Annotated in this window: 19 protein-coding genes; 8 read left to right on the top strand and 11 right to left on the bottom strand. The window is 71.1% G+C overall.

What is annotated here, in order from left to right; translation table 11 throughout:
- Window positions 1-110: 110 nt before the first annotated feature.
- Window positions 111-935 carry a hypothetical protein gene (locus D7X12_RS21385; protein ID WP_208719191.1) on the top strand — a complete coding sequence of 275 codons (825 nt, stop codon included), beginning with the start codon at window positions 111-113 and terminating at the stop codon, window positions 933-935.
- Window positions 936-952: 17 nt separating this feature from the next.
- Here the strand turns inward: D7X12_RS21385 and D7X12_RS21380 are convergent, their stop codons facing one another.
- Entirely contained in the window at window positions 953-2,203 is a 1,251-nt protein-coding gene (locus D7X12_RS21380; protein ID WP_120627127.1) for an ArsB/NhaD family transporter, read from the bottom strand.
- A 179-nt stretch (window positions 2,204-2,382) separates the two neighbouring features.
- Here D7X12_RS21380 and D7X12_RS21375 point away from each other — a divergent pair, with 179 nt between their 5' ends.
- Together D7X12_RS21375 and D7X12_RS21370 are read left to right on the top strand one after the other, a co-directional pair.
- A complete protein-coding gene (locus D7X12_RS21375) occupies window positions 2,383-4,800 on the top strand; it encodes a DEAD/DEAH box helicase (RefSeq protein ID WP_208719189.1) in 2,418 nt (805 codons plus the stop codon).
- Between the two features lie 16 nt (window positions 4,801-4,816).
- Window positions 4,817-6,652 (top strand): ribonuclease H-like domain-containing protein, encoded by a 1,836-nt coding sequence (locus D7X12_RS21370; RefSeq protein ID WP_244224690.1) that lies wholly within the window; start codon window positions 4,817-4,819, stop codon window positions 6,650-6,652.
- Here the strand turns inward: D7X12_RS21370 and D7X12_RS21365 are convergent.
- The 3 genes from D7X12_RS21365 to D7X12_RS21355 form a co-directional block, all read right to left on the bottom strand.
- Complete coding sequence (locus D7X12_RS21365; RefSeq protein ID WP_147443759.1) at window positions 6,640-7,197, bottom strand: hypothetical protein; 558 nt, start codon at window positions 7,195-7,197, stop codon at window positions 6,640-6,642. The genes D7X12_RS21370 and D7X12_RS21365 overlap by 13 nt on opposite strands.
- 11 nt (window positions 7,198-7,208) lie before the next feature.
- Window positions 7,209-7,805, bottom strand: a complete 597-nt coding sequence (locus tag D7X12_RS21360) for a hypothetical protein (protein ID WP_120627125.1) — start codon at window positions 7,803-7,805, stop codon at window positions 7,209-7,211.
- Between the two features lie 130 nt (window positions 7,806-7,935).
- Complete coding sequence (locus tag D7X12_RS21355; RefSeq protein WP_120627124.1) at window positions 7,936-8,607, bottom strand: hypothetical protein; 672 nt, start codon at window positions 8,605-8,607, stop codon at window positions 7,936-7,938.
- 250 nt (window positions 8,608-8,857) lie between these two features.
- On the opposite strand from D7X12_RS21355, the gene D7X12_RS21350 reads away from it, so the two are divergent.
- From D7X12_RS21350 to D7X12_RS21340, 3 genes are all read left to right on the top strand, one after another.
- Entirely contained in the window at window positions 8,858-10,201 is a 1,344-nt protein-coding gene (locus D7X12_RS21350) for an OmpA family protein (protein ID WP_120627123.1), read from the top strand.
- A 98-nt stretch (window positions 10,202-10,299) separates the two neighbouring features.
- Window positions 10,300-11,661 (top strand): WGR domain-containing protein, encoded by a 1,362-nt coding sequence (locus D7X12_RS21345; RefSeq protein ID WP_120627122.1) that lies wholly within the window; start codon window positions 10,300-10,302, stop codon window positions 11,659-11,661.
- Between the two features lie 12 nt (window positions 11,662-11,673).
- Window positions 11,674-12,801 carry an STM4014 family protein gene (locus D7X12_RS21340; RefSeq protein ID WP_120627121.1) on the top strand — a complete coding sequence of 376 codons (1,128 nt, stop codon included), beginning with the start codon at window positions 11,674-11,676 and terminating at the stop codon, window positions 12,799-12,801.
- Here the strand turns inward: D7X12_RS21340 and D7X12_RS21335 are convergent.
- The 4 genes from D7X12_RS21335 to D7X12_RS21320 form a co-directional block, all read right to left on the bottom strand.
- Complete coding sequence (locus D7X12_RS21335) at window positions 12,768-13,667, bottom strand: STM4011 family radical SAM protein (protein WP_120627120.1); 900 nt, start codon at window positions 13,665-13,667, stop codon at window positions 12,768-12,770. The two genes, D7X12_RS21340 and D7X12_RS21335, sit on opposite strands and share 34 nt — an antisense overlap.
- Window positions 13,664-14,977 (bottom strand): STM4012 family radical SAM protein, encoded by a 1,314-nt coding sequence (locus D7X12_RS21330; protein WP_120627119.1) that lies wholly within the window; start codon window positions 14,975-14,977, stop codon window positions 13,664-13,666. Before D7X12_RS21330 ends, D7X12_RS21335 begins: the two co-directional genes overlap by 4 nt.
- A complete protein-coding gene (locus tag D7X12_RS21325) occupies window positions 14,974-15,786 on the bottom strand; it encodes an STM4013/SEN3800 family hydrolase (RefSeq protein WP_120627118.1) in 813 nt (270 codons plus the stop codon). The genes D7X12_RS21330 and D7X12_RS21325 overlap by 4 nt, the downstream gene beginning before the upstream one ends.
- Before the next feature lie 64 nt (window positions 15,787-15,850).
- Entirely contained in the window at window positions 15,851-17,233 is a 1,383-nt protein-coding gene (locus tag D7X12_RS21320; RefSeq protein WP_120627117.1) for a hypothetical protein, read from the bottom strand.
- A gap of 216 nt (window positions 17,234-17,449) precedes the next feature.
- On the opposite strand from D7X12_RS21320, the gene D7X12_RS21315 reads away from it, so the two are divergent.
- Window positions 17,450-19,735: a DUF8729 domain-containing protein gene (locus D7X12_RS21315; RefSeq protein WP_120627116.1), complete on the top strand. Its 2,286-nt coding sequence runs from the start codon at window positions 17,450-17,452 to the stop codon at window positions 19,733-19,735.
- Here the strand turns inward: D7X12_RS21315 and D7X12_RS21310 are convergent.
- The 3 genes from D7X12_RS21310 to D7X12_RS21300 form a co-directional block, all read right to left on the bottom strand.
- Window positions 19,722-21,206 carry a TraB/GumN family protein gene (locus D7X12_RS21310; protein WP_208719187.1) on the bottom strand — a complete coding sequence of 495 codons (1,485 nt, stop codon included), beginning with the start codon at window positions 21,204-21,206 and terminating at the stop codon, window positions 19,722-19,724. The two genes, D7X12_RS21315 and D7X12_RS21310, sit on opposite strands and share 14 nt — an antisense overlap.
- Before the next feature lie 52 nt (window positions 21,207-21,258).
- On the bottom strand, window positions 21,259-22,734 hold the full coding sequence (locus D7X12_RS21305) for a hypothetical protein (RefSeq protein ID WP_120627115.1): 1,476 nt from the start codon (window positions 22,732-22,734) through the stop codon (window positions 21,259-21,261).
- 121 nt (window positions 22,735-22,855) lie between these two features.
- Complete coding sequence (locus D7X12_RS21300) at window positions 22,856-23,350, bottom strand: peroxiredoxin (RefSeq protein ID WP_120627114.1); 495 nt, start codon at window positions 23,348-23,350, stop codon at window positions 22,856-22,858.
- Between the two features lie 118 nt (window positions 23,351-23,468).
- On the opposite strand from D7X12_RS21300, the gene D7X12_RS21295 reads away from it, so the two are divergent.
- Window positions 23,469-24,021, top strand: a 553-nt coding sequence (locus D7X12_RS21295; RefSeq protein ID WP_158620088.1) for an FHA domain-containing protein, incomplete at its 3' end; no start/stop codon positions are given.

Raw genomic sequence — 24,021 nt, 5'->3', positions numbered from 1 at the left:
GGGCGGGGGAGCATTCACGGCCGGGGAGCATAGCAGCGGGGGCCCGGCCCCGGGCCCTTCCGAGGGTCGCAAACAGGCCAGGAGGCCGGGGATGGGTTAGCCTTGCCTCCATGGTGCGAAGCCCTCTCCTCGCGGCAATCCTGCTGGCCTTCACTGTCGGTTGCGCCTCGCAGCAGCTCTCCGGCGCCGACCTGGACCGGGTGCAGCGGCCGGCCTTCATCTCCCGCATCGAGGACGGCGCGGGCCCCAAGAGCCTCGTGTTCCGCGAGGACGGCGCCTACTCCGGCAAGCTCAAGAAGCTGGAGGACAAGGAAGCGGACCGGCGCCTCACGGTGAAGCTGCAACAGGCCGTGACGCGCTTCGAGCTCTCCGAACGCCTGCGCGTCACCACCCTGTCCCGCCTCCCGGAGGAGGCCCCCTGGACGGACGCGGTGGACCCGGCCCGGGTCGCCACCGCGCTGGAGAGCTTCCTCGTGGAGGAGGTGCCCGCCAACGCCCCGGACTACGACTTGATGGCCCCGCTGGGCGCGGACACCATCGTGGAGTTCGTCATCCAGGACTTCGGCATGCGCAGCGAGGACGGGCACGCGGGCGCGTACCTCAAGGGGTACGGGCGCATGTTCCGCGTGGATGGCCGGTCGGAGATGTGGCACCGGACGTTCGACCTGGACGCGGTGGATCAGGGCGCGCCGCACCTGGATCCCTTCAAGGTCGGCAAGGAGCCGGAGCTGTTCCGCCTGGCGATGACGGCGCTCCTGGATCAGGTGGCGGACATGTTCGTGAAGGACATGACGCCCAAGAACCGCAAGGGCTCCGCGCCCACGGGCGAGGCGGCCCCGGACACCGTGCCGTCCGCCGTCACCCCGCCGGCCCCCGCGCCCATCCCGCCGGAGCGCCAGCTTCCCCCGGGCGAGCTGCCGGATCCGGACGCCTGACGGCGAGGGCCTGACGGCTACGGGAAGAAGGCGTGCTCGGCCAGGAGCACGCCCAGCCCCACGGCGAAGCTGAGCAGCGTGACGGGTACGCCCACGCGCAGGTAGTCCATGAAGCCCATGTGCGTCTTGCCGCGCGCCGCCTCGAAGACGATGAGGTTGGCCACGCTGCCCACCAGCGTGAGGTTGCCCGCGAGCGTGGAGCCCAGCGCCAGCACGTGCCACGCGAGCTCCGGGTTCTGCATCGCCGGCACCCAGGCGCGGGCCAGCATCACGAAGGGCACGTTGCTGAAGAGGTTGGAGGCCACGAGCGTGAGGAACGCGAAGCCCAGCGTCTCGCGCCACGGCGGCCCGGCCATCAGCGGGGAGAAGAGCTGACGCATCTCCTCCGCCCAGCCCGCCTTGTGCACCCCGTGCACCACGACGAAGAGGCTGGCGAAGAAGAGCAGCAGCACCCAGTCCACGCGCTCCAGCGCCTCGCGCGAGTCGTGCCCGGACAGCGTCATCACCAGCACCCCGCCCGCGAGCGCGCTCCAGCTCATGGGCAGCCCCGCGAAGAACGCCACCACCACGCCCAGCAACACCCCGAGCGCCAGCGTGAGCAGCTTGCGGTCCACGTCGAGCGGGGGCGGGTGCGCGGTGAAGCGCGTGGACGGCAGCTGCTTGCGGAAGATGAAGAGGAGCGAGAGCGCGACGATGACGGTGGAGAGCAGCGCGGGCAGGGCCATGTACCCGGCGAACCGCGCGTAGCCCAGGCCGGACGCGCCCTGGATCAGCATGTTCTGCGGGTTGCCGGTGAACGTCGCCACGGAGCCGCTGTTGCTGCCCATGCACACCGCGAGCAGGTACGGCGCGGGCGGCAGGCGCGCGTCCTCCACCACCACGAGCACGAGCGGCGTGAGGAACAGGCACACCGTGTCGTTGACGAGGAACGCGGACAGCACGGCGCTGACGAAGGTCACGGCCACCAGCAGCAGCCGGGGCGTGTGGGCCACGCGCAGGGCCTTGGCTCCGGCAGCGCGGAAGAACTTCGCCTGCGACAGGTACGCGGCCAGCAGCATCATCCCCAGCAGCAGGACGAGCGTGTCCATGTCGATGGCCTGCTGGCCGCGGTCCGCGCTGTGGCCGAACACCTCCGCGGGGGTGACGACGCCCGCCACGACCATCAGCGTGGCGCCCAGGAGCGCGCCTCCGGGACGGTCCAGCTTGAGGAAGGGCAGCCGCGCCCCGGCGATGAAGATGTACGTGAAGAGGAAGATTCCGAGCGCCACGGGCGCGGGACACTAGGTCGCGCCCACGAGACAAGTCGAGGCCGGGGCCCTGGCGCTCCGGATTCCGATGAAATCGCGCCCGGGTGCCCGGCTGCTGCGGGGGCGGTCGGTCCCCTACGGAGCAGGGGGCGTGACGCGCGTTGTCCTTCCCGGTACACGTCTGTACAGTGCCCGGCCCTATGAAGCCCGAGAAGGAAACCGAGGCTTTCTCTGGCCCCCGTCGCTCACCGTGGTCGGGGGCTCGCGGGCTGGACGCCGTGCTGGACGGGTGGCGCAAGGACCGGCAGGTGTGGCCGAACATCGTCCACGACGCCGTCACCCCCGCCCGGACGGGAAGTTTCACCCCCCTGCCGGCGGACCTGGCGCCGCAGGTCCGGGACGCGCTGCGCAAGCGCGGCGTGGAGCAGCTCTTCTCCCACCAGGCGGAGGCCTTCGAGCGGGCGCGGGACGGGGAGAGCCTGGTCATCGCCACGCCCACGGCCTCGGGGAAGAGCCTCTGCTACAACCTGCCGCTGCTCCATCGCTTCGCGACCGAGCCGGACGCTCGGGCGCTCTACCTGTTCCCCACGAAGGCGCTGTCGCGCGACCAGGAAGAATCGCTGCGGGCCTTCATGCGCGAGGCGGGGCTGGGGCACGGCGCCATCACCTTCGACGGTGACACGCCGGGGGATGCACGCCGGGCGGCCCGTGAGCGCGCGGGCGTGGTGCTCACCAACCCGGACATGCTGCACACGGGCATCCTGCCGCACCACGCGAACTGGGCGCGGCTGTTCGCGAACCTGCGCTACGTGGTGATTGACGAGTTGCACACGTACCGGGGCGTCTTCGGCTCGCACCTCGCCAACGTGCTGCGCCGCTTGCAGCGGGTGGCGCGGTTCCACGGGGCGAACCCTACGTTCATCCTGGCGTCGGCGACCATCGGGAACCCGAAGGCGCACGCGGAGCGGATGCTGGGGCGCGAGGTGGCGCTGGTGTCGGAGAGCGGGGCGCCGTCCGGCGAGCGGCGGGTGATGGTCTACAACCCGCCGGTGGTGAACGCGGAGCTGGGCATCCGGGCCAGTTACCTGAAGAGCGCGGTGCGGCTCACCGCGGACCTGGTGCGCGCGGGAGTGTCCACGCTGCTGTTCGGACAGTCGCGCAACAACGTGGAGGTGATGCTCAAGTACCTGCGCGACCGGTTCGTGGAGGAGAAGCTGGATCCGTCGCTCATCCAGGGCTACCGGGGCGGCTACCTGCCGGGCACCCGGCGCGCCACCGAGGCGGCGATGCGCGCGGGCGAGGTGCGCTGCGTGGTGGCCACCAATGCGCTGGAGCTGGGCATCGACATCGGTTCGCTGGACGCGGTGGTGTGCGCGGGCTACCCGGGCTCCGTGGCGGCGCTGTCGCAGCGCTTCGGCCGGGCGGGGCGCCGGGGCATGGGGAGCCTGGCGCTGCTCGTCACTTCCAGTGCGCCGTTGGATCAGTACTTCGCGGCGGATCCGAAGGCGCTCACGGGGGCGCCGGTGGAGCACGCGCGCATTGATCCGGACAACGTGGAGATATTGGTGCAGCACCTGAAGTGCGCGGCGTTCGAGCTGCCCTTCGAGGAGGGCGACGCGTTCGGCGACGTGCCGGTGGAGAACACCACGGAGGCGCTGGACTTCCTCACGCAGCACCAGGTGGTGCACCCGTCACAGGCGGAGGGCGGGCGGAGGATGTTCCACTGGTCGTCGGACGCGTACCCGGCACACCACGTGTCGCTGCGCAGCGTGGGCTGGGACAACGTGGTCGTCATCGAGCGGGGCAGCGACCGGACGCTGGCGGAGATGGACTTCCGGTCCGCGCACACGCAGCTGCACGAGCAGGCCATCTACCAGCACGACTCGGAGCAGTACCAGGTGGAGCTGCTGGACCTGGAGAACCACAAGGCCTTCGTGCGCAAGGTGGCGCCGGACTACTTCACCGACGCGATGACGAACGTGCGGGTGAGCGTGATTCAGGAGGACCAGGGCGCGCCGCTGGGCCCGACGCTGCACGCGGGGCTGGGCGAGGTGTCCGTCATCGAGAAGGTCGTGGGCTACAAGAAGATCAAGTACCACACGCATGAGAACGTCGGTTACGGCGACGTGCGGCTGCCGGAGATGCAGATGCACACGTCGGCGCTGTGGCTGACGGTGCCGGAGTCGGTGGTGCGCTCGATGGACGCACCGAGGCCCGCGGTCATCGACGCGTTGCGCGGCCTGGGCGCGGCGCTGCGCACGGTGGCGTGCGTGGGGTTGATGAGCGACCCGAGGGATTTGGGGCGGACGCTCGGCAGCCGGGACGAGCCGGACGGTCCGCCGCGCAAGGAGGGTGGGGTGGGCTTCGAGCCGACGCTGTTCCTCTACGACAACGTGCCCGGCGGCGTGGGGCTGGCGGCGCGGCTGTACGATCAGCGCGAGGAGCTGCTGCTGCGAGGGCGCAAGCTGTTGGAGTCGTGTCCGTGCGAGGACGGGTGTCCGGCGTGCATCGGGCCGGCGGCGGGTGGACAGCCGGGGAGCGCGCCGGTGGGGACGCATCCGCGCAAGAAGTTGGCGCTGGACCTGCTGGCGGCGCTCGGCGTCGCCGGGGTGCAGTGAGGAGCACGGACGGCGCATGGACCTGAAGCGCAAACTGTCACGACTCACCAGCGCGGGCCCGGGCGGTTCACGCGCGCCCGTGGCCACGGTGAACACCGTGGTGGAGGGTGCCGCGCCGGTGGCGGAGGCGCGGCGTCCGGTGGCCCTGGCTGGAGAGCCTCCACTGACGGGAGGGGACGGCGCGCAGGCTGCGTTGCGCCAGGCGGTCGCGGAGGCGCGGGCACGGAACGAGGCGGCGGCGGGAGTCCCCGCGGTGGCGGTCGCGGAGGCACGCGCACGGAACGAGGCGGCGGCGGGAGTCCCCGCGGTGGCGGTTGTGGAGGCGCGGGCCCGGATCGAGGCGTTGGCGGGAGTCCCCGCAGTGGAGGAGGCGGGGACGACCACCATCGCGGAGGTGCTGGTGGAGGCGCTCCGCAAGCGCCTCTCGATGGACGGCGAGCCGGGGCCTGCTGTCGATGGGGCTCGCGGGCTGACGTCCGTGGATGCGGTCCCGGCGGTGATTCGCGGGCTGACGTCCGGGGATGCGGGCCCGGCGGTGGCTCGCGATGCCGGGGAGGGGTCGGACTCCTCCGGGCTCGTGGACCTGCGCGAGGAAGCGCGGCGGCGGTTCGAGGCCAAGAAGGCGGGCGTCGCGGACGGCCCGGTGGATCCCCGGATTGCATCGCTGCGCCAGATGCTGTCGTTCTGGGCGGAGCGCCAGGGCACGGCTTCCGCTCGGCGTGCGGTGGACCCCGTGCCCCCACCCAGGGCACTGCCGGTGGAGGCGCGGGCGACGCCGTTCGGCACGGTGCACGTGGCGGATCAGCTCTACCCGCCGGAGCATCACCACGGCACGGCTCCGGTGGCGGCGGCGCTGGACGTGGAGTCGCGGCTGGTGGCGAGCCTCGCGCTGCATCCGGAGCTGGAGTCGGTGGACTTCACGCGGATGTTGATGCTGGACACGGAGACGACGGGGCTCGCGGGAGGCACGGGCACGGTGCCGTTCCTCGTGGGGCTCGCGTGGTTCGAGGGCCGTGCCCTGCGCGTGCACCAGCTCTTCCTGCGACGGATGGGCGAAGAGGCGCCGATGCTGCGCCTGTTGGCGGAGCGCATGGCCACGTCCTCGTGCATGGTGACGTTCAACGGCAAGAGCTTCGACTGGCCGCTGTTGCGCACGCGCTTCGTGCTGAACCGGGTGCCGGTGCCGCCCGAGCTGCCGCACCTGGACCTGCTGCACTGCGCGCGGCGCGTGTTCAAGCACCGCGGCGAGGGCGCCCGGCTCGTGCATCTGGAGGGACAGGTGCTGGGGCATCACCGGGTGGGGGACGTGGACGGTTCGCTCATCCCGGAGCTGTACTTCCGCTTCCTGCGAGGCACGGACGGTTCGGAGTTGGTGCCGGTGCTGGAGCACAACGCGAACGACCTGTTGCTCCTCGCGGCGCTGCTGGGCGACCTGGTGCGCCGCTTCCGGGTGGACGGGACGACGGAGCGGCAGGACCCCAGAGACCTGCTCGGCTTCGCACTGGTGGCGGAGCGGGCAGGTGACGCGGAGAGGGCCCTGTCCTTCGCGAAGGCCGCGGCGGAGGGCGGTGGCCCGGTGGGCATGGAGGCGCTGGTGCTGGCCTCACGGCTCGCACGGCGGGCCGGTGACTGTGAGACGGCGGTGGCGCACCTGCAACGGGCGCTGACGTTCGCGCGGCCCGGCCAGGGCGCGACGCTCCACCTGTCGCTGACGAAGCTCTACGAGCACTCCCTGAAGGACCTGCCCCGGGCCCTGCACCACGCACGACTGGCCGCGCCGGTGGAGCTGCCCGCGGACCACCAGCTCCGGTTGGAGCGGCTGGAGCGAAGGCTGTCGCGTCAGGGCGCCTGAGCGTCAGGCGTTCCCGCGTCGGAAGGCCCCAGGAAGGGCTGGGGAGCCGGGCGTCGTGGGTCGAACGAGGGGGAGACGCCGGGCTCCGCCTTCTCGAAGGGCCCCGCATCGACAGGGGCCGTGTACGGTTCCATTCCATCCAGCACGCGTCGGAGGATGCGTCCGTCGCGGCTGATGGCATACCGGGCCCCCGAGTCGAGTCCAGGATGCGCCCGTCCGCATGCGGCAGGGTCCTCGTCGATGCGGACGAAGATGATCTCTCCGCGCTGGATGACCCGGAAGACGTGTGACGCCTGGCGATCAGCGCAAGGTAGCTCTGCCCGGCCTTCTGGAAGGAAGTCATCGGCCGCCAGGGTCAATGCCTGGAGGACGACTCCTTCCAGCAAGAGCGGCGGCCCGGCGTCCCCGACCTCAAGCGGTGCCTGCTCGAAGAACTCGGGGAAGCGGATTGAGGGATCATCTTCCACGGGCACGGAGGTGGCCACGATGGCGCGAGTGCACCCGATGGCGGCGAGCCCCAGCAGCAAGGATGCGTATCGCTTCATCGACCGAGCCCCTATTCGCGCACGATCCGATAGCGCGTGTCGTCTAGCCACTCCACCCGACCGATGACCTGACGTTCCCAGGCGTTGTCGTCTCGAAGCCACCGCAACAGCTCTCCCGTCGCTGGGATGTACTGGAAGAACCCATCACAGGGAGGGTTCTCCAAGCTACTGGAGAGCGAGAAGAAGGCGATGATGGAGAGGGGAACCACGCCTCCCTCTGTCTTGACGGTCACCCCATGCTCGACCGCCATGGCGACGATGAATCGGATGTCGAGATCCGACAGCACGTTGTCATAGGGATGGTTGTGCAGGACGAACACGTAGCCGAGGCTTCCGGGCGCGTATCGGGGGTCAACCACAGTCGAGGGGAGGCCGCAGGTGCGCTTGCGAGACTCTTCATGCAGCGGCCCGACCGCCAGCATGCTCATCTCGAACTTCTGGTCCGGCGTGTAATAGAGCCAAGCGCAGTACTCGCGCGAAAGTCTCCAGCGAAGCTGGAAGTTCTGCTCGGTCGACCTGCCTGCGGTGGCGTGTGGCTTGCCCAGGATGAGCGGACACGCCGCCTGCAATGCATCCGAGAACGTGTCGAACGGACCGAAGGCCGGCATGGGGCCTGGGATGCTGGTCAGGGGAGCACCTTCGGTTCCCTGGACTACGCCTGGGATGCGCTCCGCGGAAGCACAGCCGAAGGTCATCATCGACAGGAGCGCGAGACCACTCGCGATGGTGCGCCAGCCCTCACGGCAACGCACGGCGCAGCCCCGGGAGCCACGCGACGAGCAGGCGCTCCGTGCCCAGCCTCACCTGTGCATCGCTTCCTACCGTCATCGAATGGATGCGCGCCTGACCATTCCGCTCGGGGGCGGGCAATGGCACCGACGCGCGCACCAGCACCACCCCTTCCCCCTCTGACAGGGGCAGGTTCACGTACTTCCTCGCCCACAGGTACCGGGCCGACGCCTCCGGTCCCTCCACCTTCTCGATGACCGTCTCGATGGGGATGGGATCATCCCGCAGCCGGACCTCCATCGGCATCCCCGGTGCCAGTTCCGCGCGGAACCTTCCCGGGAAGATCCCGGTGAACGAGGCCCGCGCGACGCCCGGGTCCAGCAATGCCATCACGGATTCGCCCGCAGCCGTCTCAACCCCCTGCGCCACCAACTCCATCTGCACCGTCGCCGCCCGGGGGGCTGGAACCTCCACCACCGCGCCCGCCGCCGTCTCCAGCCGCGCCACCACCTGTCCGGCCGTGACCTGCTGCTCCCTCCCCACATCCACCGACGCCACGCGCCCCGCGACAGGCACCGGGACGTCCACCCGCTCGCCCAGGTCCACCTGCACCAACCCCTTCGCGATGCGATCCACGCGCACCGTCGCGGTGAAGGCGACCAGCGTGACCACCGCCCCCATCACGCTCCAGGCCCATGCCCTGCGTGAAAGAAAGGACGTCGCTGGGGTGGGGGCAGGCTTGGGATCCATGCCTCCCGAGGATCCTCCAACCCGGCGCTTCCATGCCAGCGCTGGGGCGGAACGTTGAATTCACGGCGAAGCCCTCAACACGGAGGGTAAAAAGGCCGACGAGCAAGCATGTCGCGCCCGCCTGCACCCTCTACAGGGCTGTATCCCTGCATCGTCCGGAGGCCACCTTGTGCCATGCTGCGTGCGCCTCGTGGATTCCTCCTTCTTCAGAATCGCGTCACTGGTCCTCGCGGGACTCTTCGCCCCGGGTGCGCTCGCGGCCGAACCCACGCGCGAGGATCAGGTGCGCGCCGAGCTGGAACGTCAGCTCCGCGCCATGGTCCCCGAGTCCCCCTCCGAAGTGCAGCTGCTCTTCGAGGGCTTCAAGCCCGAGGACGGCTACCGCCTCGTCGAGACGGACTTCCTCCTCGACGGACAGCCCCTCGCGGTGCCCTCGCTCGAGGAGCTGAACGCGCCCGGCCTCCACCGCCTCGCCGTGGTGAAGGTCGAACCGGGGGACCACACCCTCGTGTCCCGCGTCACGTACACCAACGGCTCCTGGAGCCTCTTCAGCGAGACCAACGGCTTCCTCTGGAAGATCACCGCGTCCGTCGGCTTCCAGTCCCAGCGCGGCCTGCGCGTGCTCGTGAAGGCGTCCCCCGCCGTCGTCCCCAACGCGCCGGATCCGCGCCTCAAGCTCAAGCTCACCCACGCCGTCACCGCGGAGATGATCAAGCCTCCGCAGGACGAGCCCGCCGTCGCCGCCATCACCCCGGTTGACGCAGGCTCCCCCGTGAAGTCCCCGCCGGACGCGGGCACTCCCGTGAAGGTGGCCCAGCCCTCCGCGACGCCTGACGCCGGCGTGAAGCCCACCACGGTCGTCTCCGTGACGCCGCCCGTGGAGCGCACTCCCGTGGCCACCAGCCGCCTGCGCCTCCAGGTCACGTCCAAGAAGCCCACCGCCGCCACCGCCTTCGTGCGCGGCACGGGCGAGCCGGTGAAGCTGGTGGTCCGCTCCGCGCCCGGCCGCAAGCCCCAGGACGTGCCGCTGACCGCGGGCGCGTACACCGTGGACCTCATCGCCGACGGCTTCCTCGCCCAGACGCGCCAGGTGGAGCTGACCGCCGGCGCCGAGTCCTCGCTGGCCTTCGCCCTGGTCCCCGCGCCCAAGGCCACCCAGGCCGCGAAGGTGCTGGAAGACCACATCGAGCTGCCCCAGCCGCTGAGCTTCGACGAGAAGAAGCCCGTGCCCACCAAGGCCTCGCTCGCGGGCCTGGAGCTGCTCGTGGACCTGCTCGTGCGCCAGCCCAAGGCCCGCCTGCGCATCGAGGGCCACACCGACGGCCGCGAAGTCCCGCCGCCCGCCCGCCAGGGCCTCTCCGATGCCCGGGCCCGCGCCGTCGCCGACCTGCTCGTGCGCGCGGGCGTGGCCCCGTCCCGCGTGGAGGCCGTGGGCATGGGCGACCGCAGCCCCAAGGCCCCCAACCTCATCCCCCGTGGTCGTGAACTCAACCGCCGCGTGGAGCTGGTGCTGCTGCGCCCCTGACGTCCAAGCCGCGCGCTTGAGCTTGCCGTCTTGAGCTTGGCAGGGGGCTCCTCTACCGTCCGGGGCGTTTCGCTTCGCTGCCTCGGGAGAGACGCGCCATGCCTCGGTACGAGTTCACGGAAGGCAGCTCCAGCAAGTTCTGGGAGATCACCCTGGAAGGCACCACGCTGACCAAGCGCTGGGGCCGCATCGGTTCCGACGGCCAGGAGAAGCTCGAGGAGTTCGACTCCAAGGCCGAGGCGAAGAAGGCCTACGAGGCGCAGATCCACGAGAAGGAGCGCAAGGGCTACACGCTCGCCGAAGGCTCCGGGGGCGGAGATGACGGTGGGGAAGCCACCGCTGAGTCCGCCGTCAACCCGGACCTGGAGGCCGCCATCCTCGCCGCGCCCGATGACGTGAAGGGCTACCTCGCCTACGCCGAGTGGCTCAAGGGCGAGGGCGACCCACGCGCGGAGCTCATCCTGCTCCAGCACTCCGCGCTGGATGCGCCCGCGGACCAGTCCGCCAAGGTGCGCAAGCAGGTCGCGAAGTACATCGAGGCGCACGCGGGTGAGCTGCTGGGCGACGACCTGCAGGAGGCCGTGTCCGACGAGACGCTCAAGCTGGAATGGCACCTGGGCTTCATCCGCGAGGCCCGCGTGGGGCAGGTGGACTACGACTCGACCGCGGACGTCCCGGAGGTCCTCGGCAAGCTGCTGGCCCATCCATCCGCCTGCTTCCTGCGGAGCCTGACCATCGGCATGGCCTGCTTCGACGGCGAGAACGAGTACCACGACACGCTGGAGGTGCTTGGCAAGGCGAAGCCGTCCAAGGCGCTGCGCCACCTGTTCATCGGCGACTTCGAGTACCCGGACGACACGGAGATCTCGTGGACGCACGTGGGCGACCTCCAGCCCCTCTACCGTGTGTTCCCGGAGCTGCGGGAGCTGCGCGTGCGCGGTGGGGAAATCGAGCTGGGGAAGATCGACCTGCCGGAGCTGCGCGCCTTCACCGTGGAGACCGGCGGCCTGCCACTGGGCGCGGTGAAGTCCATCGTGAAGGCGAAGTGGCCGAAGCTGGAGGCGCTGGAAGTCTGGTTCGGATCCGACAACTACGGCGCGGAGGGCGGGGTGAAGGACCTCAAGCCGCTGCTCGACGGTGAGGGCGTGCCGAACCTCCGCAAGCTCGGCCTGCGCAACGCGGAGTTCACCGACGAGCTGTGCGAGGTGCTGCCCAAGGCGAAGGTGCTCGCGCAGCTCCAGGAGTTGGATCTGTCCATGGGCACGATGAGCGACGCGGGCGCCCACATCCTGGCGACGAACCCGACGGTCTTCCGGCGCCTCAAGACGCTGGATGTCTCCGAGAACTTCCTCACGAAGGAAGGGCAGAAGCTGGTCGCGACCGCTGCCCAGTCGGTCATCAGCGGCAAGCAGCGGACGCCCTACGACGAGGACGCCCGCTACGCCGCCGTGGGCGAATAGCGCCCGGCCTCCATGTCCGTCGCGCCGCCGTTCCTCCTCATCGGCAACCCCGGCAACCGACGCGTCACGCTCTTCCAGGAAGCGCTGATCCGCGCGGGGCTTCCTGCCGCGCACGTCGTGGCCTGGGAGACGGTGGCCCGCACGCCGGACGTGCTCCTGGACCTCCCCGACACGGAGCACTGTGTCCGCGTCGACGCGGCGGGGGAGGACGCGGAGGTGGAGCGCGCGTTCCTGAAGCGCGGCCACGAAGATGCGCTCACCGCCGGCTGTGACGTCGTGTCCCCGGAGCAGGTGGACGCGCTGCCTCCCGAGCACGGCCGCGTGCTGTGCCCCCGGCAGCACCACCTGGGCTTCCTGCGCGTGCTGGAGGACCTGGCGGCCCGCTTCGCCCAACGTCCGCACTGGCGCGTGCTGTCCGCGCCGTCAGCCATCGCGGACCTGTTCGACAAGCGCATCACGTCGCGCCGGTACGCAGCCCTGGGCATCCCCGTGCCGCCGTCTCTCGAAGACGCCACCACCCCGGAGGCGCTGCGAACGGAAATGCGCGCAGCGGGCTGGCGCGAGGTGTTCGTGAAGTTGTCCTGCGGCTCGTCCGCGTCGTGCCTCGCCGTCTACCGCTTGGGGCGCACGGGCAGCTCGCTCCTCACCAGTCTGCACCGGGGTGACACCGGCTGGTTCAACTCACTCAACCTGCGGCGCGTCTCGGACGCGGTGGAGGTGGACGCGGTGCTGTCCTTCCTCCTGCGCGAGGGCTCGCACGTGGAGCAGGCCCGGCCCAAGGCGCGACTGGGCGGGGACGTGTTCGACTGCCGCATCCTCGCGGTGCGCGGCGAGCCCGTCTTCACGGTGGTGCGCCAGAGCCGCCACCCCATCACCAACCTCCACCTGGGCGGCTACCGCGGCGACCTGGACGCCTTCCACGCGGCGGTGCCTCCGCGTGAATGGGAGGCCGCGCTGGAGAGCTGCCGCGCCGTGGCCCGCGCGCACGACTGCCTGCACGTGGGCATCGACCTGATGTTCGAGGAGTTCTTCCACGGCCACCGCGTGCTGGAGGCGAACGCCTTCGGGGACCTGCTCCCCGGCCTCACGCGCGACGGCCTGTCCGTCTACGACTGGGAAATTCGCGAAGCGCTGCGCTGAGCTCCGCCGTCCCACAGCCGCGTCGCCGGCACGCGCTCCAGCAGCCCCGAGCCGAACACCCGATCCAGCTCCAGGTACTCCAGGTGCACGTAGCCGATGTGGCACCCGCACGTGTCCTTCGAGCACGGGCGCGGCTTCAGCGCCTGTTCGAAGTCCGGGGCGTAGAGGTTGCCCAGCGGCTCCTTGATGAAGTGGCACCGGTAAGCGGTGCCGTCACCGTCCACCGACAGCACGGACTCGCCCGCGCGGCAGGCCCGGCCCCGGCTGGGGTGGCGGGTGTTGTTCACCGGGAAGAGCGGGTCGATGCGCGCGAAGCGCTCCACGTCCTCGGGCGAGTACGCATCCAGGCCGTCCTTCACCGCGTTGATCCACAGGTACGTGTCCCGGGGCAGCTCGCGGCGCAGGGCCTCCGCCTCGTCCGCGAAGCGGCGGAAGCCCACCATGCCCGCGCTGTGTCGCACGCCGTGTTCAGACAGCCGTTCGCACTGCGCGAGGAAGCGTGAGCGCTTCATCCACTCCGGGTGGTACGTGGCCCAGATGCCCAGCTTGTCGGTGCGGCAGTCGGTGAGCCAGTCCAGCCGGCAGGAGAGGTTCGTCTGCACCGCCGCGCGCTCCACGTGCGGCAGGTGCGTCAGCCGCGCCAGGGCCTGCTGGTACCAGGGCCAGATGAGCGCCTCGCCCCACGGCGTGAAGAAGACGGACACGGTGTCCTGCGTGCGCGACTCCACCCACGCGAGGAACCGCTCCAGGTCCGCGCGGTCCTTCGTCAGCTCCTCCTCGCTCTGCTTCCACTTGCCGAAGGGGCAGTACTCGCAGCCGTAGTTGCAGCCGGACAGCGGGCCCCGGTAGAGCACGGTGAGCTTCATCGCCAGGCGTACTCCCGCATCCGCGCCCGCACGGCCTCGGAGTCCAGCCACGGGCCAATGAGGTCCGAGCGCTCCACGCCCTCCGCCGTGAGCTGGAACACGCCGTCCACGTCGCGCGCCAGCCCGTGGGCCTCCAGCTCCGCGAGCATCGGGAAGTCCGCCCGCGCCTCCGTCCCGAAGCGCTGGCGGTACTGCACCGGGCACACGCCCTCCGCCAGCAGCGACAGCACGACGTGCCGGTGCCGCTGCTCGGCCGCGTCCAGCACGAACCCGTAGCGCACTTCACCGAACGACTCCGCGTCGCGTTCGCTGTACGCCTGGATGATGCCGCGCACCTCGCGCGAGCCGACCGCGTACTCGGACGAGTAGTGCACGTCCCCTGCATACGAGCGCGCCCCCACGCCCAGCCCCACCATGCCGTCCTCCTGGCAGCGGTACACCGGGCCCCGCGCGGCGGGCGCGTGCTTCGCGCGGAACATCCGCATCGACACCTGCGAGTAGCCCTCCGCGAGGAGGAAGTCCCGGCCCGTGCGGTACAGCGACAGGCGCAGGTCGTCCCACGCACGCGACTTCTTCCCCAGGAAGGTGAGCGGCCGCACGTAGAGCGGGTAGAGGTAGAGTTCCTCCGGCGCATACCGGAGCGCGGCCTTCAGCGACTGCAGGAAGGTGTCCGGCGTCTGGCCCTCGATGCCGTAGATGAGGTCCAGATTCAGCGTTGGGAACCCCAGGCTCCTGAGCAGGTCCAACGTGGCCTCCACCTGCGCCGTCTTCTGGGGCCGCTTCACCGCGGCGACCTCCGACTCCAGGAAGCTCTGCACGCCCATGCTCACCCGGTCCACGCCCCGGGCCTTGAGCACCGCCGCCTTCGCCGCGTCCACCGTCTCCGGCGACACCTCCACGGACATCGGCACCGCGCGTGGATCCACGCCCAGGTCCGCCGCGAGGTCGAACACCGTCTCCAGCTCCGGCACGGACAGCAGGGTAGGGGTGCCGCCTCCGATGGCCGCACGCGCGAACGTGGCAGGGCCCAGCGCCTGCTTCACGCGGCCGGCCTCGCGCTTCAGCGCCGCGAGCCACGCCTGCACGACGTCCTCCTTCGGCCCCGCGGCGGTGAAGAGGTTGCAGAACCCGCAGCGCATCTCGCAGAAGGGCACGTGCAGGTAGAGGAACAGCGCGTCCCGGCGCTCCTTCGCCCAGACGTCCTCCAGCGCCAGCGCGGGCGTGAGCGGGCGGTAGGCCGTCTTGTGCGGGTAGCCGTAGAGGTACGCCACGTAGGGCGTCCCTTCGAGCATCGACTCCAGGCGCGTCATGGGCCGGAGTCTACCGGCAGCGCGAACTCGCCATAGGGCACCGTCCACACCACCGGGTGCCCCAGCCGGTGCCCCGAGTAGCCGTCCTCGCCATACGCCGTCCCGTGGTCCGAGCACACGATGCAGAACGCCGGCCCCCGCTGGCGCAGCGCCTGGAACAGCGGCGGCAACTGGCTGTCCACGTACGCCAGGGCCGCCCCTTGCGTCTCCTTCGAGTCCTCCGTCGCCCCGGGCACGTAGTGCCGGTTCGGCTGGTGCAACGCGGAGACGTTGATGAACAGGAACACCCGCTGCTCCCGGGGCAGCGCGCCCAGGATCTTCACCGCGAGTGATACCTGGTTTTCGGTGGAGCGGGGCTCGGTGACGCCCAGCTCCGGGGCCCAGTGCGCCTCGGAGAAGAGGCCCGGGAGCACGCGGCCCAGGGGGTTTCGCAGGTTGAAGAAGCCCGTCCCGCCAATGCACACCGTGTGGTAGCCGCGCCCGGCCAGCCCCGTGACGAGGTCCGGCGCGTCGAGCACGCAGGTGCCCGGGGCCGTCGTCTCGCTGCCCTCGAAGCGCAGGGCGAAGGGGCGCGGGTGCCGGCCCGGCGTGACGGGGGTGGGGAGGAAGCCGGCGAAGAAGGCCTGGTGCGCGGCGTAGGTGAAGCTCGCCGGGCTGTGGCGCTCCTCCCACCGGCCCCCGGGCAGCAGCGCGGCCAGCGTGGGCGTGCGGCCCCGCTCCAGCGCTTCCCGGGCCACGTCGTACCGCAGCGTGTCCAGCGTGAGGAAGAGCAGGTCGTGCGTGCCGACCTTCGCGTTGACGTCCTGCATGGGGACCCAGGGCCGGGCAGGGGGCCTCTCCGGCAGCGCCCCCGCCCAGGTCCCGGACAGGGGACTACGAGATGCTCGGCACTTCGTCGAACTGGGGCAGGGCCGGGGTCGCGGCCGGAGCCTGCGTCGCTTCGAGCGCGCGGCGCGGGGCGTTGGGGTTCTGCTGATCCACGGTCGCGTTGAAGAGGCTCTGCGCGAAGGCCTGCTGCCCACCCTGCGACAGCGAGCGGAAGGCCGCATCCATGGAGCGCTGGCCCGAGCCGAGGCCGGGACCCATGGTGCGCTCCAGCAGCGAGCGGGCCTGCTGCTCGTTGAGGCGCACCGTCAACGGGGCGCCGTTCTCCGCGTCCGCGTCGTTGCTGGAGAACGCACCGCGGGCCATGCGCGCGGCGGCGGGGTCCGTGAAGTTGAGCTCGTAGTTGATCTGCGGGGGCTGGCCCGGCGTCGTGGTGGTGGTCGCGCGAACGGAGTCGTTGATCCGCGTGTCCGCGCGGCCGTTGCCATCCGCGCCCACGGCCATCTCCGTGGACTGGATGCCGCCGGCCACGTTGCGGTCCGTCTGGCGCACGGTCTGGTTGCCGTCGCCGTCACCGGTCAGGTTCGTCCGCCGCTCGGTGGTGGCCACCTGCCGGCCCGCCACCCGCGCCTCGCGGTCCTGATCCAGGCCGTCCGTCGTGCGCACGTTGCTCACGCCCGGGCCGTTCTCCGCGGGAAGCTGGCCGGTGCGCAGGAAGTCCTGGTACGCGGCCCGGCCCTCCGGCTGGGTGATGTTGAAGTCCGCCGTGCGCGTGTGCTCCAGGCGCTGATCCTGACGGCCCTCCAGCCCGCGCACGCTCGTCGCGTCCCGCTGACGGCCCTGCGACGTCACGGAGGCGCGCAGCGTGTCCTCGGACGTGCGCTGCAGCTCGTAGCGCTGCGTCTGGGTGCGGTCATAGGACGAGCTGAGGCCCAGCGTCTCCCCCAGCCGGCCCGGCCCGCCGCGCAGGCCCGCATTGAAGCCCGCCTGTCCCTGGACCTCCGCCCGGGCGCGCGTGCCCACCGGCCACGTCTCCGGGGCGGCGGGGTTGGGGAACTCACCGTTGCGGATGGCCTCCGTCGCCGCCTGCCGGGGCACCTCCACCCGCAGGCTGCCCGTCGCTCCAAATGAACCGCCCGCCGTCGCCTGACCCAGGCGCGTGGGGGCGCCGCCCGGACGCGTCGAAGCGCGGTTGCCCACCTGGCCCCGGGCCTCCAGCACGAAGTTGTCCCCCTCCGTGGTGACGCGCGCGCGCCCCGAGGGACGCAGCGCCGCGGCGGGAGAGAACGTGTCGCGCTCGCGCTCGGTGTTGCGCGGGGTCTGCTCCGCGGCCGGCGTGCGCGGCTGCGCGGCGGGGCTGCGGTTCTCGACGGGCGCCGCGGACGTGCGCGGCAGGGGCGGCGGAGCGGGGCGATTGGAGATGGAAGTCATGGGTTCCAGTTTATCGGGCCTTCCAGCCGAAAGGTTTCCGCTCGGGGTGTAGGACTCGGGCTCCCGAAGGATGAGAGCCGTTTGAGCACCTGGGACCCCCCGGAAAAGGCACGCCCGCAGCGCAAAAAGCACGCCCTGTTGCAACTGAGTAACAGGACTTGAAATGCGGCCCTTGTGCGTATTACAGGTTTATCTCACTTTGAAGGGAGTGCCGACATGCAGGACTTGCGGAAGCAGTTCTCGACGTCCCCCCGCCGCTGGCGTCCGGTCACCGCGCTGGTTTTGGGCTGCACCTTCGCGGTTCCCCTGAGCGCGTTCGCGGTGGAGCGCACTCCTCCGGCGGCCTCGCGCGCGGTGGCTCCGGGCGCGGCGGTCGCGACCTCCCTGAAGGCCGGCGGCAGCACGCTGACGACGCCCTCGGGCCTGGTGTTCCACCAGACGGCGCGGCCCGTCAGCAGCCTGCGCACGCTGGACGTGGTGGCGGGCTCCGGCGTGCAGCTCCACGTCTGGAAGGAGCGCCAGACGGACGGCACCGACCGGGCCTATTCGGCGTACACCCGGGGCGGCACCGAGCTGATGGGGCGCGTGCAGGAGGAGCAGTACCTCATCCGGTTGCAGGAGGCGTCGTTCGACCCGCTGGCGCGCAACGCGCCGCTTCTGGGCAACGCGCTGGTGGCGGACCGGGACAACACCCTGTCGCTGGTGCAGTTCCACGGCACGCCGCTGCCGGAGTTCCGTGAGACCATCGAGCGCGCGGGCGGCAAGGTGCTGCGCTTCCTGTCGGATCACACCTACCTCGTGGAGATGGACCCGGAGGTCCGCACGCGCGTGGCCGGGCTCCCCGCGGTGCGCTGGGTGGGCGACTACCACCCGGAATACCGCCTGGAGCCGGTGCTGCGCGACGCGCTGCTCGGGCGGGCGGCGGCCGTCGCCCCGCAGCGCTACTCCATCATGCTGGGCGAGGGCGGCGCGGAGCGTCAGGGCCGCGTGACGGCGCTGGTGGCGCGGCTGGGCGGCAAGGTGGACCTGGTGGAGCCGGGCGGCCTGCGCGTGGAGGCCACGCTCAGCCAGGCGCAGCTGGGAGAGCTCGTGCGCTCCAACGAGGTGCAGTTCATCGATCGCTGGGGCGGGCCCGGCGAGGTGGACATGAACATCGTGCGCGAGACGGGCGGCGCCAACTACCTGGAGACGCTCAGGGGCTGGACGGGGCAGGGCGTGCGCGGTGAGATCTTCGACACCGAGCTGCGCACCACCCACCAGGAGTGGCCCACCGCGCCCATCATCCACAGCGTGGGGACGACGGGTTCGCTGCACGGCACCAGCTGCTACAGCCACAACTTCGCCCGGGGCGTGGATCCGCTGGCCCGGGGCCTGCTCCCGAGCGGGCAGGGCATCTTCTTCCTCTACAGCGAGTCCACCCAGTTCGGCGGAACGAAGTCGCGCTACACGGCGAACCAGGAGCTCATCAACCCCGCGGGCCCGTACCGCGCGGTGTTCCAGACCTCCAGCGTGGGCAGCGCGCTGACGACCTCGTACACCACCATCTCCGCGGAGGTGGATGACTACCTGTTCAAGGCGCCGCTGCTCAGCACGCAGTCGCAGAGCAACTCCGGCACCCGCAACTCGCGCCCGCAGGCGTGGGCGAAGAACATCGTCTCCGTGGGCGGCGTGCGGCACCAGAACACGCTGGCGCGCACGGACGACAGCTGGGGCTCCGGTGGCAGCATCGGCCCGGCGGCGGACGGCCGCATCAAGCCCGACCTGTCGTTCTACTACGACTCCGTCCGGGGCGCGTCCGGCTCCAGCAACACCAGCTACACGGAGTTCGGCGGCACCAGCTCCGCGACGCCGCAGACGGCCGGCTTCTTCGGCCTGCTGCACCAGATGTGGCACCAGGGCGTGTGGGCCGGGCACGGCGGCGCGGCGGACGTGTTCGCCAGCCGCCCGCAGATGGCCACCGCCAAGGCGCTGATGATCAACGGCGCCTCGCGCTACAACTGGCTCGCGGGCGGCTCCAACGCGGACATCGACCGCAACAAGCAGGGCTGGGGGACCTCCGACCTCAAGCGCCTGCTGGACCGCGCGCCCAAGACGTTCATCATCAACGAGACGGACGCCATCACGCCGCTGGCCGTCAGGTCCTACAACGTCAGCGTGGCCGCCGGTGAGACGGAGCTCAACGTCACGATGGTCTACACGGACCCCATGGGCACCGTGGGCGCGGCCCGGGCGCGCATCAACGATTTGTCCCTGCGCGTGACGTCCCCGTCGGGCGTCGTGTACTGGGGCAACAACGGCCTGACCGCGGGCAACTTCTCCACCGCGGGCGGCGTCTCCAACAAGGTGGACACCGTGGAGAACGTCTTCCTCCAGAACCCCGCCGCGGGCACCTGGCGGGTGGACGTCCTGGGTGACGAGATCGTCCAGGACGCCCGGACCGAAACGACGGCCGTGGATGCCGACTACGGGCTCGTCGTGAGCGGCGGCGTCAGGGTTCCGTAGTCGCCGGAGGCTTCGCCTTCGTGCCGTGGGTGGCCACGGGCTTCTCCGGGCCACTCGCGGCGCGCTGGATGACGGGCAGGGACGCGCTCAGCTTCCCCAGGTAGAGGCGGCCGTGGAAGCCCGTCTCACTGGGTCCAGCGAAGAGCGTCACCTTCCGGGGTGCGCCGGGCTCCTGGCGCACCTCGGCCGTCGGGTTGATGCCGTGCACGTCGCAGTCCACCTGCTGCCAGACGTTGAAGCGGCAGCCGTAGTGAGCCCCGCGCTCGAAGCCCGTGTCCAGCGCCCGCACGGACGCCGGGGGCAGGGCCTTCGTCAGCCGCGCGCCCAGGGGCTCGTACTTCGCATCCCAGCCCACGGTGCCCGTGCGCACGTGCACGTCGCCCGCGAGCACCAGCAGCCACGCGTCCGGGTGCTCCTGGCGGAAGGCCAGCAGGTGCTTCGCCATCTCCTCCTCGCGCGCGTTGCCGGAGGCCGTGCTGGAGTCGAACGCCACCAGCGAGACGGCGTGTCCCTGCGCGCGCAGGCGGCGCGCGGCCTCGATGAGGTGGAGGATCCCCGCGCTGCTGCGGCCGTCCTGGTCCACGCGGCGCCAGAAGTCGCTGACCACCAGCAGCCGCTCCAGGTCCGCGTCCCCGCCCGCGCTCGCCAGGTATTCGTCCAGCACCCCCTGGTCCACCGCCGGGAGGGACAGCGCCAGGGCCACGGGCAGCTTCTGCTCCGTCGCGTCACACAGCATCCGCGCGGCGGCCTCCGGCAACTGGCGCGTGCCCAGCGGATCCGCCACCAGCACCGTCTGCCCGGCGGCGAGCAGCGGCGCCACACCCTCCAGTGGCTCGCCGCAGCGGGGGGCCGCGTCCGGGGTCGCCGCCTCCCAGCCGGCCACCTTCACGGCGCGCACCGGCGCGGACGCCTTGCCACCCACCAGCTCCAGCGACGGCACCATCTCCAGCCGGGCCAGGAGCTTGCGCTCCTGGGGCAGGTCGCGGATGCCACGGCGCAGCTTGAAGCCCTCCATCTGCGGGACGCCTTCGAAGGTCTCCCGGGAGAACTCGTTGCGGGTCTCGAACTGGGTGTAGCCCTTGAGCCCCGGCCCCAGGCTCCCCGGCTCGGCGAGCACCTCGACGGACTGGTCCGCCTCCCGGTACTGGAGCCGGAAGATGCGGATGACGGACTGACGCGGGCCCACCGCCTCGCCGCGCACCAGGTAGCGCTCGAAGACGCGGTTGCCCCGCTGGTTCACGCCGATCTCCCACGAGGCGGAGAACAGCTCGTTCGTGGCGTTGTTCTCGAAGACGTCCAGCCGCTGCTCCTCCAGCAACCGGCGGGTGGCGAACAGGCCCTCGTCCAGCGGTACGAGGAAGACCTTCTCCACGGTGGGGATGGGCTCCGTGTCCACCGGATCGCCGTCCAGCCCGCGCGACAGGCTCGCGCACCCCATGCCCAGGAATCCCAGCGTCCAAAGCCACCGCATGGTCCACCCCTCTGTCTGTCTTTCGCCCCAGCCTACACGCAGAGGCGTGCTGTCAGGGACTGGCGGTGGAAGGGGAGGGGTCCTTGCGTTGCTGGGCAACAGGACGGGGTGCGCCGGCTTCCGCGCGCTGGATGACGGGCGGGGACGCGTTGAGCGCCCCCACGTAGAGCCGGCCGTGGAAGCCCTTGTCGCTGGGCGCGGAGAACAGCGCCACCTTGCGCGGCGTGCCGGGCTGCTGGCGCACTTCCTCGGACGGGCTGAGCGCGTACACGTTGCACTCCACCTGCTCCCAGGCGTTGAAGCGGCAGGCGTACTGGGAGCCGCGCTGGAAGCCCACCTCCAGCGCCTTCACCGGGGAGGAGGGCAGGGCCTTCGTCAGCCGCGCGCCCAGCGGGTCGAAGTTCTTGTTCCAGCTCACCGGCTTCGTGCGCACGTGCACGTCACCCGCGAGCGCCAGCAGCCACACGTCCGGGTGCGCCTGCCGGAAGGCGATGAGGTGCTTCGCCATCTCCTCCTCGCGCGCGTTGCCGGACGCGGCGCTGGAGTCGAACGCCACCACCGTGACGGCGTTGCCGTGCGAGCGCAGCCGCCGCGCCTGTTCGATGAGGCGCAGCAGCGCGCCGCTGCTGCGGCCGTCCTGGTACACCCGGCGCCAGAAGGAGCTGGCCACCAGCAGCCGCTCCAGGTCCGGGCCGTGGCCCTCGCTGGCCAGGTACTCGTCGAGCGCGGGCTGATCCTCCGCCGGGAGCGACAGCGCCAGCGCCACGGGGAGCTTGCGCTCCGTCGCGTCGCAGAGCATCCGCGTGGCGGCCTCCGGCAGTTCGCGCGTGCCCAGCGGATCCGCGACCAGCACCGTCTGCCCGGCGACGAGCAGCGGATCCACGCCCTCCAGCGCTTCACCGCACTGCGCGGCCGCGTCCGGGGCCTCGTCCTTCCAGCCCTCCACGGACACGGAGCGCACCGGCGCGGACGTCTTGCCGCCCACCAGCTCCAGCGACGGCACCATCTCCAGCTTCGTCAGCAGCTTGCGCTCCAGGGGGAGGTCGCGGATGCCGCGCACCATCTTGAAGCCCTCCATGTCCGGCACGCCGTTGAAGGTGGCGCGATCGAACGTCTTCTGGGCGAGGTACTTCTCCTCCTCCTCGACGCGATCATTGAGCCACTTGGGCTTCTGCTCGATGACGGTGTCCTGCTCGCGGTAGCGCAGGCGGAAGACGCGGATGATGGACTGGCGCGGGCCCACCGCCGCGCCCTTCACGAAGTAGCGCTCGAAGGTGCGGTTGCGGGGCAGGTTCACCCCCGGCTCGTGCGCGGAGGTATAGAACTCGTGCTCGCCCTCGCGCTCGAAGACGTCGTAGCGCCGCTCCTCGAAGAGGTGGCGCATGGTGAGCAGCGCCTCGTCCAGCGGCACCAGGTACACCGTCTCCTCGGTGGGAATCTCCTCCTGCGCCAGGTCCTCGTCGTGCAGGTCCTTCGTCAGGCTCGCGCACCCGAAGCACAACAGCCCCAGCATCCAATGCCACCGCATGGTGTGACTCCCTGCCGGCCAGCGCTTCCCAGGCTGGCCGCGAACGGGCAGCGGCGTCCCGGGCTTCGGGACCTGGAGGCCTGCCGGCAGTCTAGCGGGAAACGCGCGCTGTCCGTGTGCCTCAGCCCGGACGGGCGGGCGCGGCGCCCTGGCCTGTGAGCGAGCGGACGATCTCCAGGGCCCCGGAGACGTGCTTGCGCACCTGCATCTGCGAGTCGAACGCGTAGCGGATGGTGCCCGTGCGGTCGGCGATGAAGGTCACCCGGCCCGGCAGCAGCCCCAGGAAGTTGGTCCCCACCCCGAAGGCCTTGCGCGCCGCGCCATCCGGGTCGCTCAGGAGGCGGAAGGGGAGCCGGTGCTTGGCGACGAACTTCTCATGCGAGTCCGCGGAGTCGCTGCTGATGCCCACCACGTCCGCGCCCGCGTCGGTGAAGTCCTGGTACTGGTCGCGCAGGCTGCACGCCTGGACGGTACAACCCGGGGAGTCGTCCCGCGGGTAGAAGTAGACGACGAGGACCTTGTCACCCACCAGGTCGCGCAGCCGCACCGGTGCGTTGCCGGGCCCCATCAGCGTGACGTCCGGAACCGCATCCCCGTCTTTCAGCATCTTGGCCATGGCACCCGTCTCCTCAGGCCTGGGAGCATGGACCGCGCGCCCCCTGATTCGCAAATCAATCGTCGGGGTGCCTGGGCGGGTTGCCCGGGGTTCAAGGGCCTGGGCATTCTTTCAGGAAATGGCGTCACGTGACCTGCTGGACACCGAGGAGCCCCGGCGGGGAGGAGCGCGCGCCGTTCCGCCGGAGCGGCTGTACCTGCTGCTCTTGGAGGGCAACACGTCCACGGTGGTGCCGCTGCCCGGAGAGGGGACGGTGGTCATCGGGCGCTCCGTGGGCGCGGACGTGGTGGTGGAGGACGCGTCGGTGAGCCGTCAGCACGCGCGGGTGGGGGTGGCGGACGGCGAGGCCTTCATCGCGGACCTGGGCAGCCACAACGGCGTGCGGGTCAACGGCGAGCGGGTGCAGGGCACGCGGCCCCTGGACGGCGGGGACGTGGTGACGCTGGGCAACGTGACGCTCGTGTTCCACCGGGGCGAGCGGCCCCTCCCGGCCCGGCGTGCGCTGGAGGCCGAAGGGCTGCGCGCGCGGCTGTCGGAGGAGTTGGATCGGGTGCGCAGCTATGAGCGCGCGGTGAGCGTGCTCGCGCTGGAGGTGGAGGCGGCGCGGGTGTCCCCGGCGGAGCTGGTGCAGGCGCTGCACGGGGCGCTGCGGCTGATGGACGGGGTGGGGC

The sequence above is a fragment of the Corallococcus sicarius genome (assembly GCF_003611735.1).
Classification (GTDB): Bacteria; Myxococcota; Myxococcia; order Myxococcales; family Myxococcaceae; genus Corallococcus; species Corallococcus sicarius.
Note: the sequence above shows the minus strand (reverse complement) of the source record. Positions and strands in the feature narration are given on the sequence as shown.

Coding starts and splice junctions, on each gene's coding strand:
- D7X12_RS21385 (WP_208719191.1), top strand. CDS start 111: ATGGTGCGAAGCCCTCTCCTCGCGGCAATCCTGCTGGCCTTCACTGTC.
- D7X12_RS21375 (WP_208719189.1), top strand. CDS start 2,383: ATGAAGCCCGAGAAGGAAACCGAGGCTTTCTCTGGCCCCCGTCGCTCA.
- D7X12_RS21370 (WP_244224690.1), top strand. CDS start 4,817: ATGGACCTGAAGCGCAAACTGTCACGACTCACCAGCGCGGGCCCGGGC.
- D7X12_RS21365 (WP_147443759.1), bottom strand. CDS start 7,197: ATGAAGCGATACGCATCCTTGCTGCTGGGGCTCGCCGCCATCGGGTGC.
- D7X12_RS21360 (WP_120627125.1), bottom strand. CDS start 7,805: ATGCCGGCCTTCGGTCCGTTCGACACGTTCTCGGATGCATTGCAGGCG.
- D7X12_RS21355 (WP_120627124.1), bottom strand. CDS start 8,607: ATGGGGGCGGTGGTCACGCTGGTCGCCTTCACCGCGACGGTGCGCGTG.
- D7X12_RS21345 (WP_120627122.1), top strand. CDS start 10,300: ATGCCTCGGTACGAGTTCACGGAAGGCAGCTCCAGCAAGTTCTGGGAG.
- D7X12_RS21340 (WP_120627121.1), top strand. CDS start 11,674: ATGTCCGTCGCGCCGCCGTTCCTCCTCATCGGCAACCCCGGCAACCGA.
- D7X12_RS21335 (WP_120627120.1), bottom strand. CDS start 13,667: ATGAAGCTCACCGTGCTCTACCGGGGCCCGCTGTCCGGCTGCAACTAC.
- D7X12_RS21330 (WP_120627119.1), bottom strand. CDS start 14,977: ATGACGCGCCTGGAGTCGATGCTCGAAGGGACGCCCTACGTGGCGTAC.
- D7X12_RS21325 (WP_120627118.1), bottom strand. CDS start 15,786: ATGCAGGACGTCAACGCGAAGGTCGGCACGCACGACCTGCTCTTCCTC.
- D7X12_RS21320 (WP_120627117.1), bottom strand. CDS start 17,233: ATGACTTCCATCTCCAATCGCCCCGCTCCGCCGCCCCTGCCGCGCACG.
- D7X12_RS21315 (WP_120627116.1), top strand. CDS start 17,450: ATGCAGGACTTGCGGAAGCAGTTCTCGACGTCCCCCCGCCGCTGGCGT.
- D7X12_RS21310 (WP_208719187.1), bottom strand. CDS start 21,206: ATGCGGTGGCTTTGGACGCTGGGATTCCTGGGCATGGGGTGCGCGAGC.
- D7X12_RS21305 (WP_120627115.1), bottom strand. CDS start 22,734: ATGCGGTGGCATTGGATGCTGGGGCTGTTGTGCTTCGGGTGCGCGAGC.
- D7X12_RS21300 (WP_120627114.1), bottom strand. CDS start 23,350: ATGGCCAAGATGCTGAAAGACGGGGATGCGGTTCCGGACGTCACGCTG.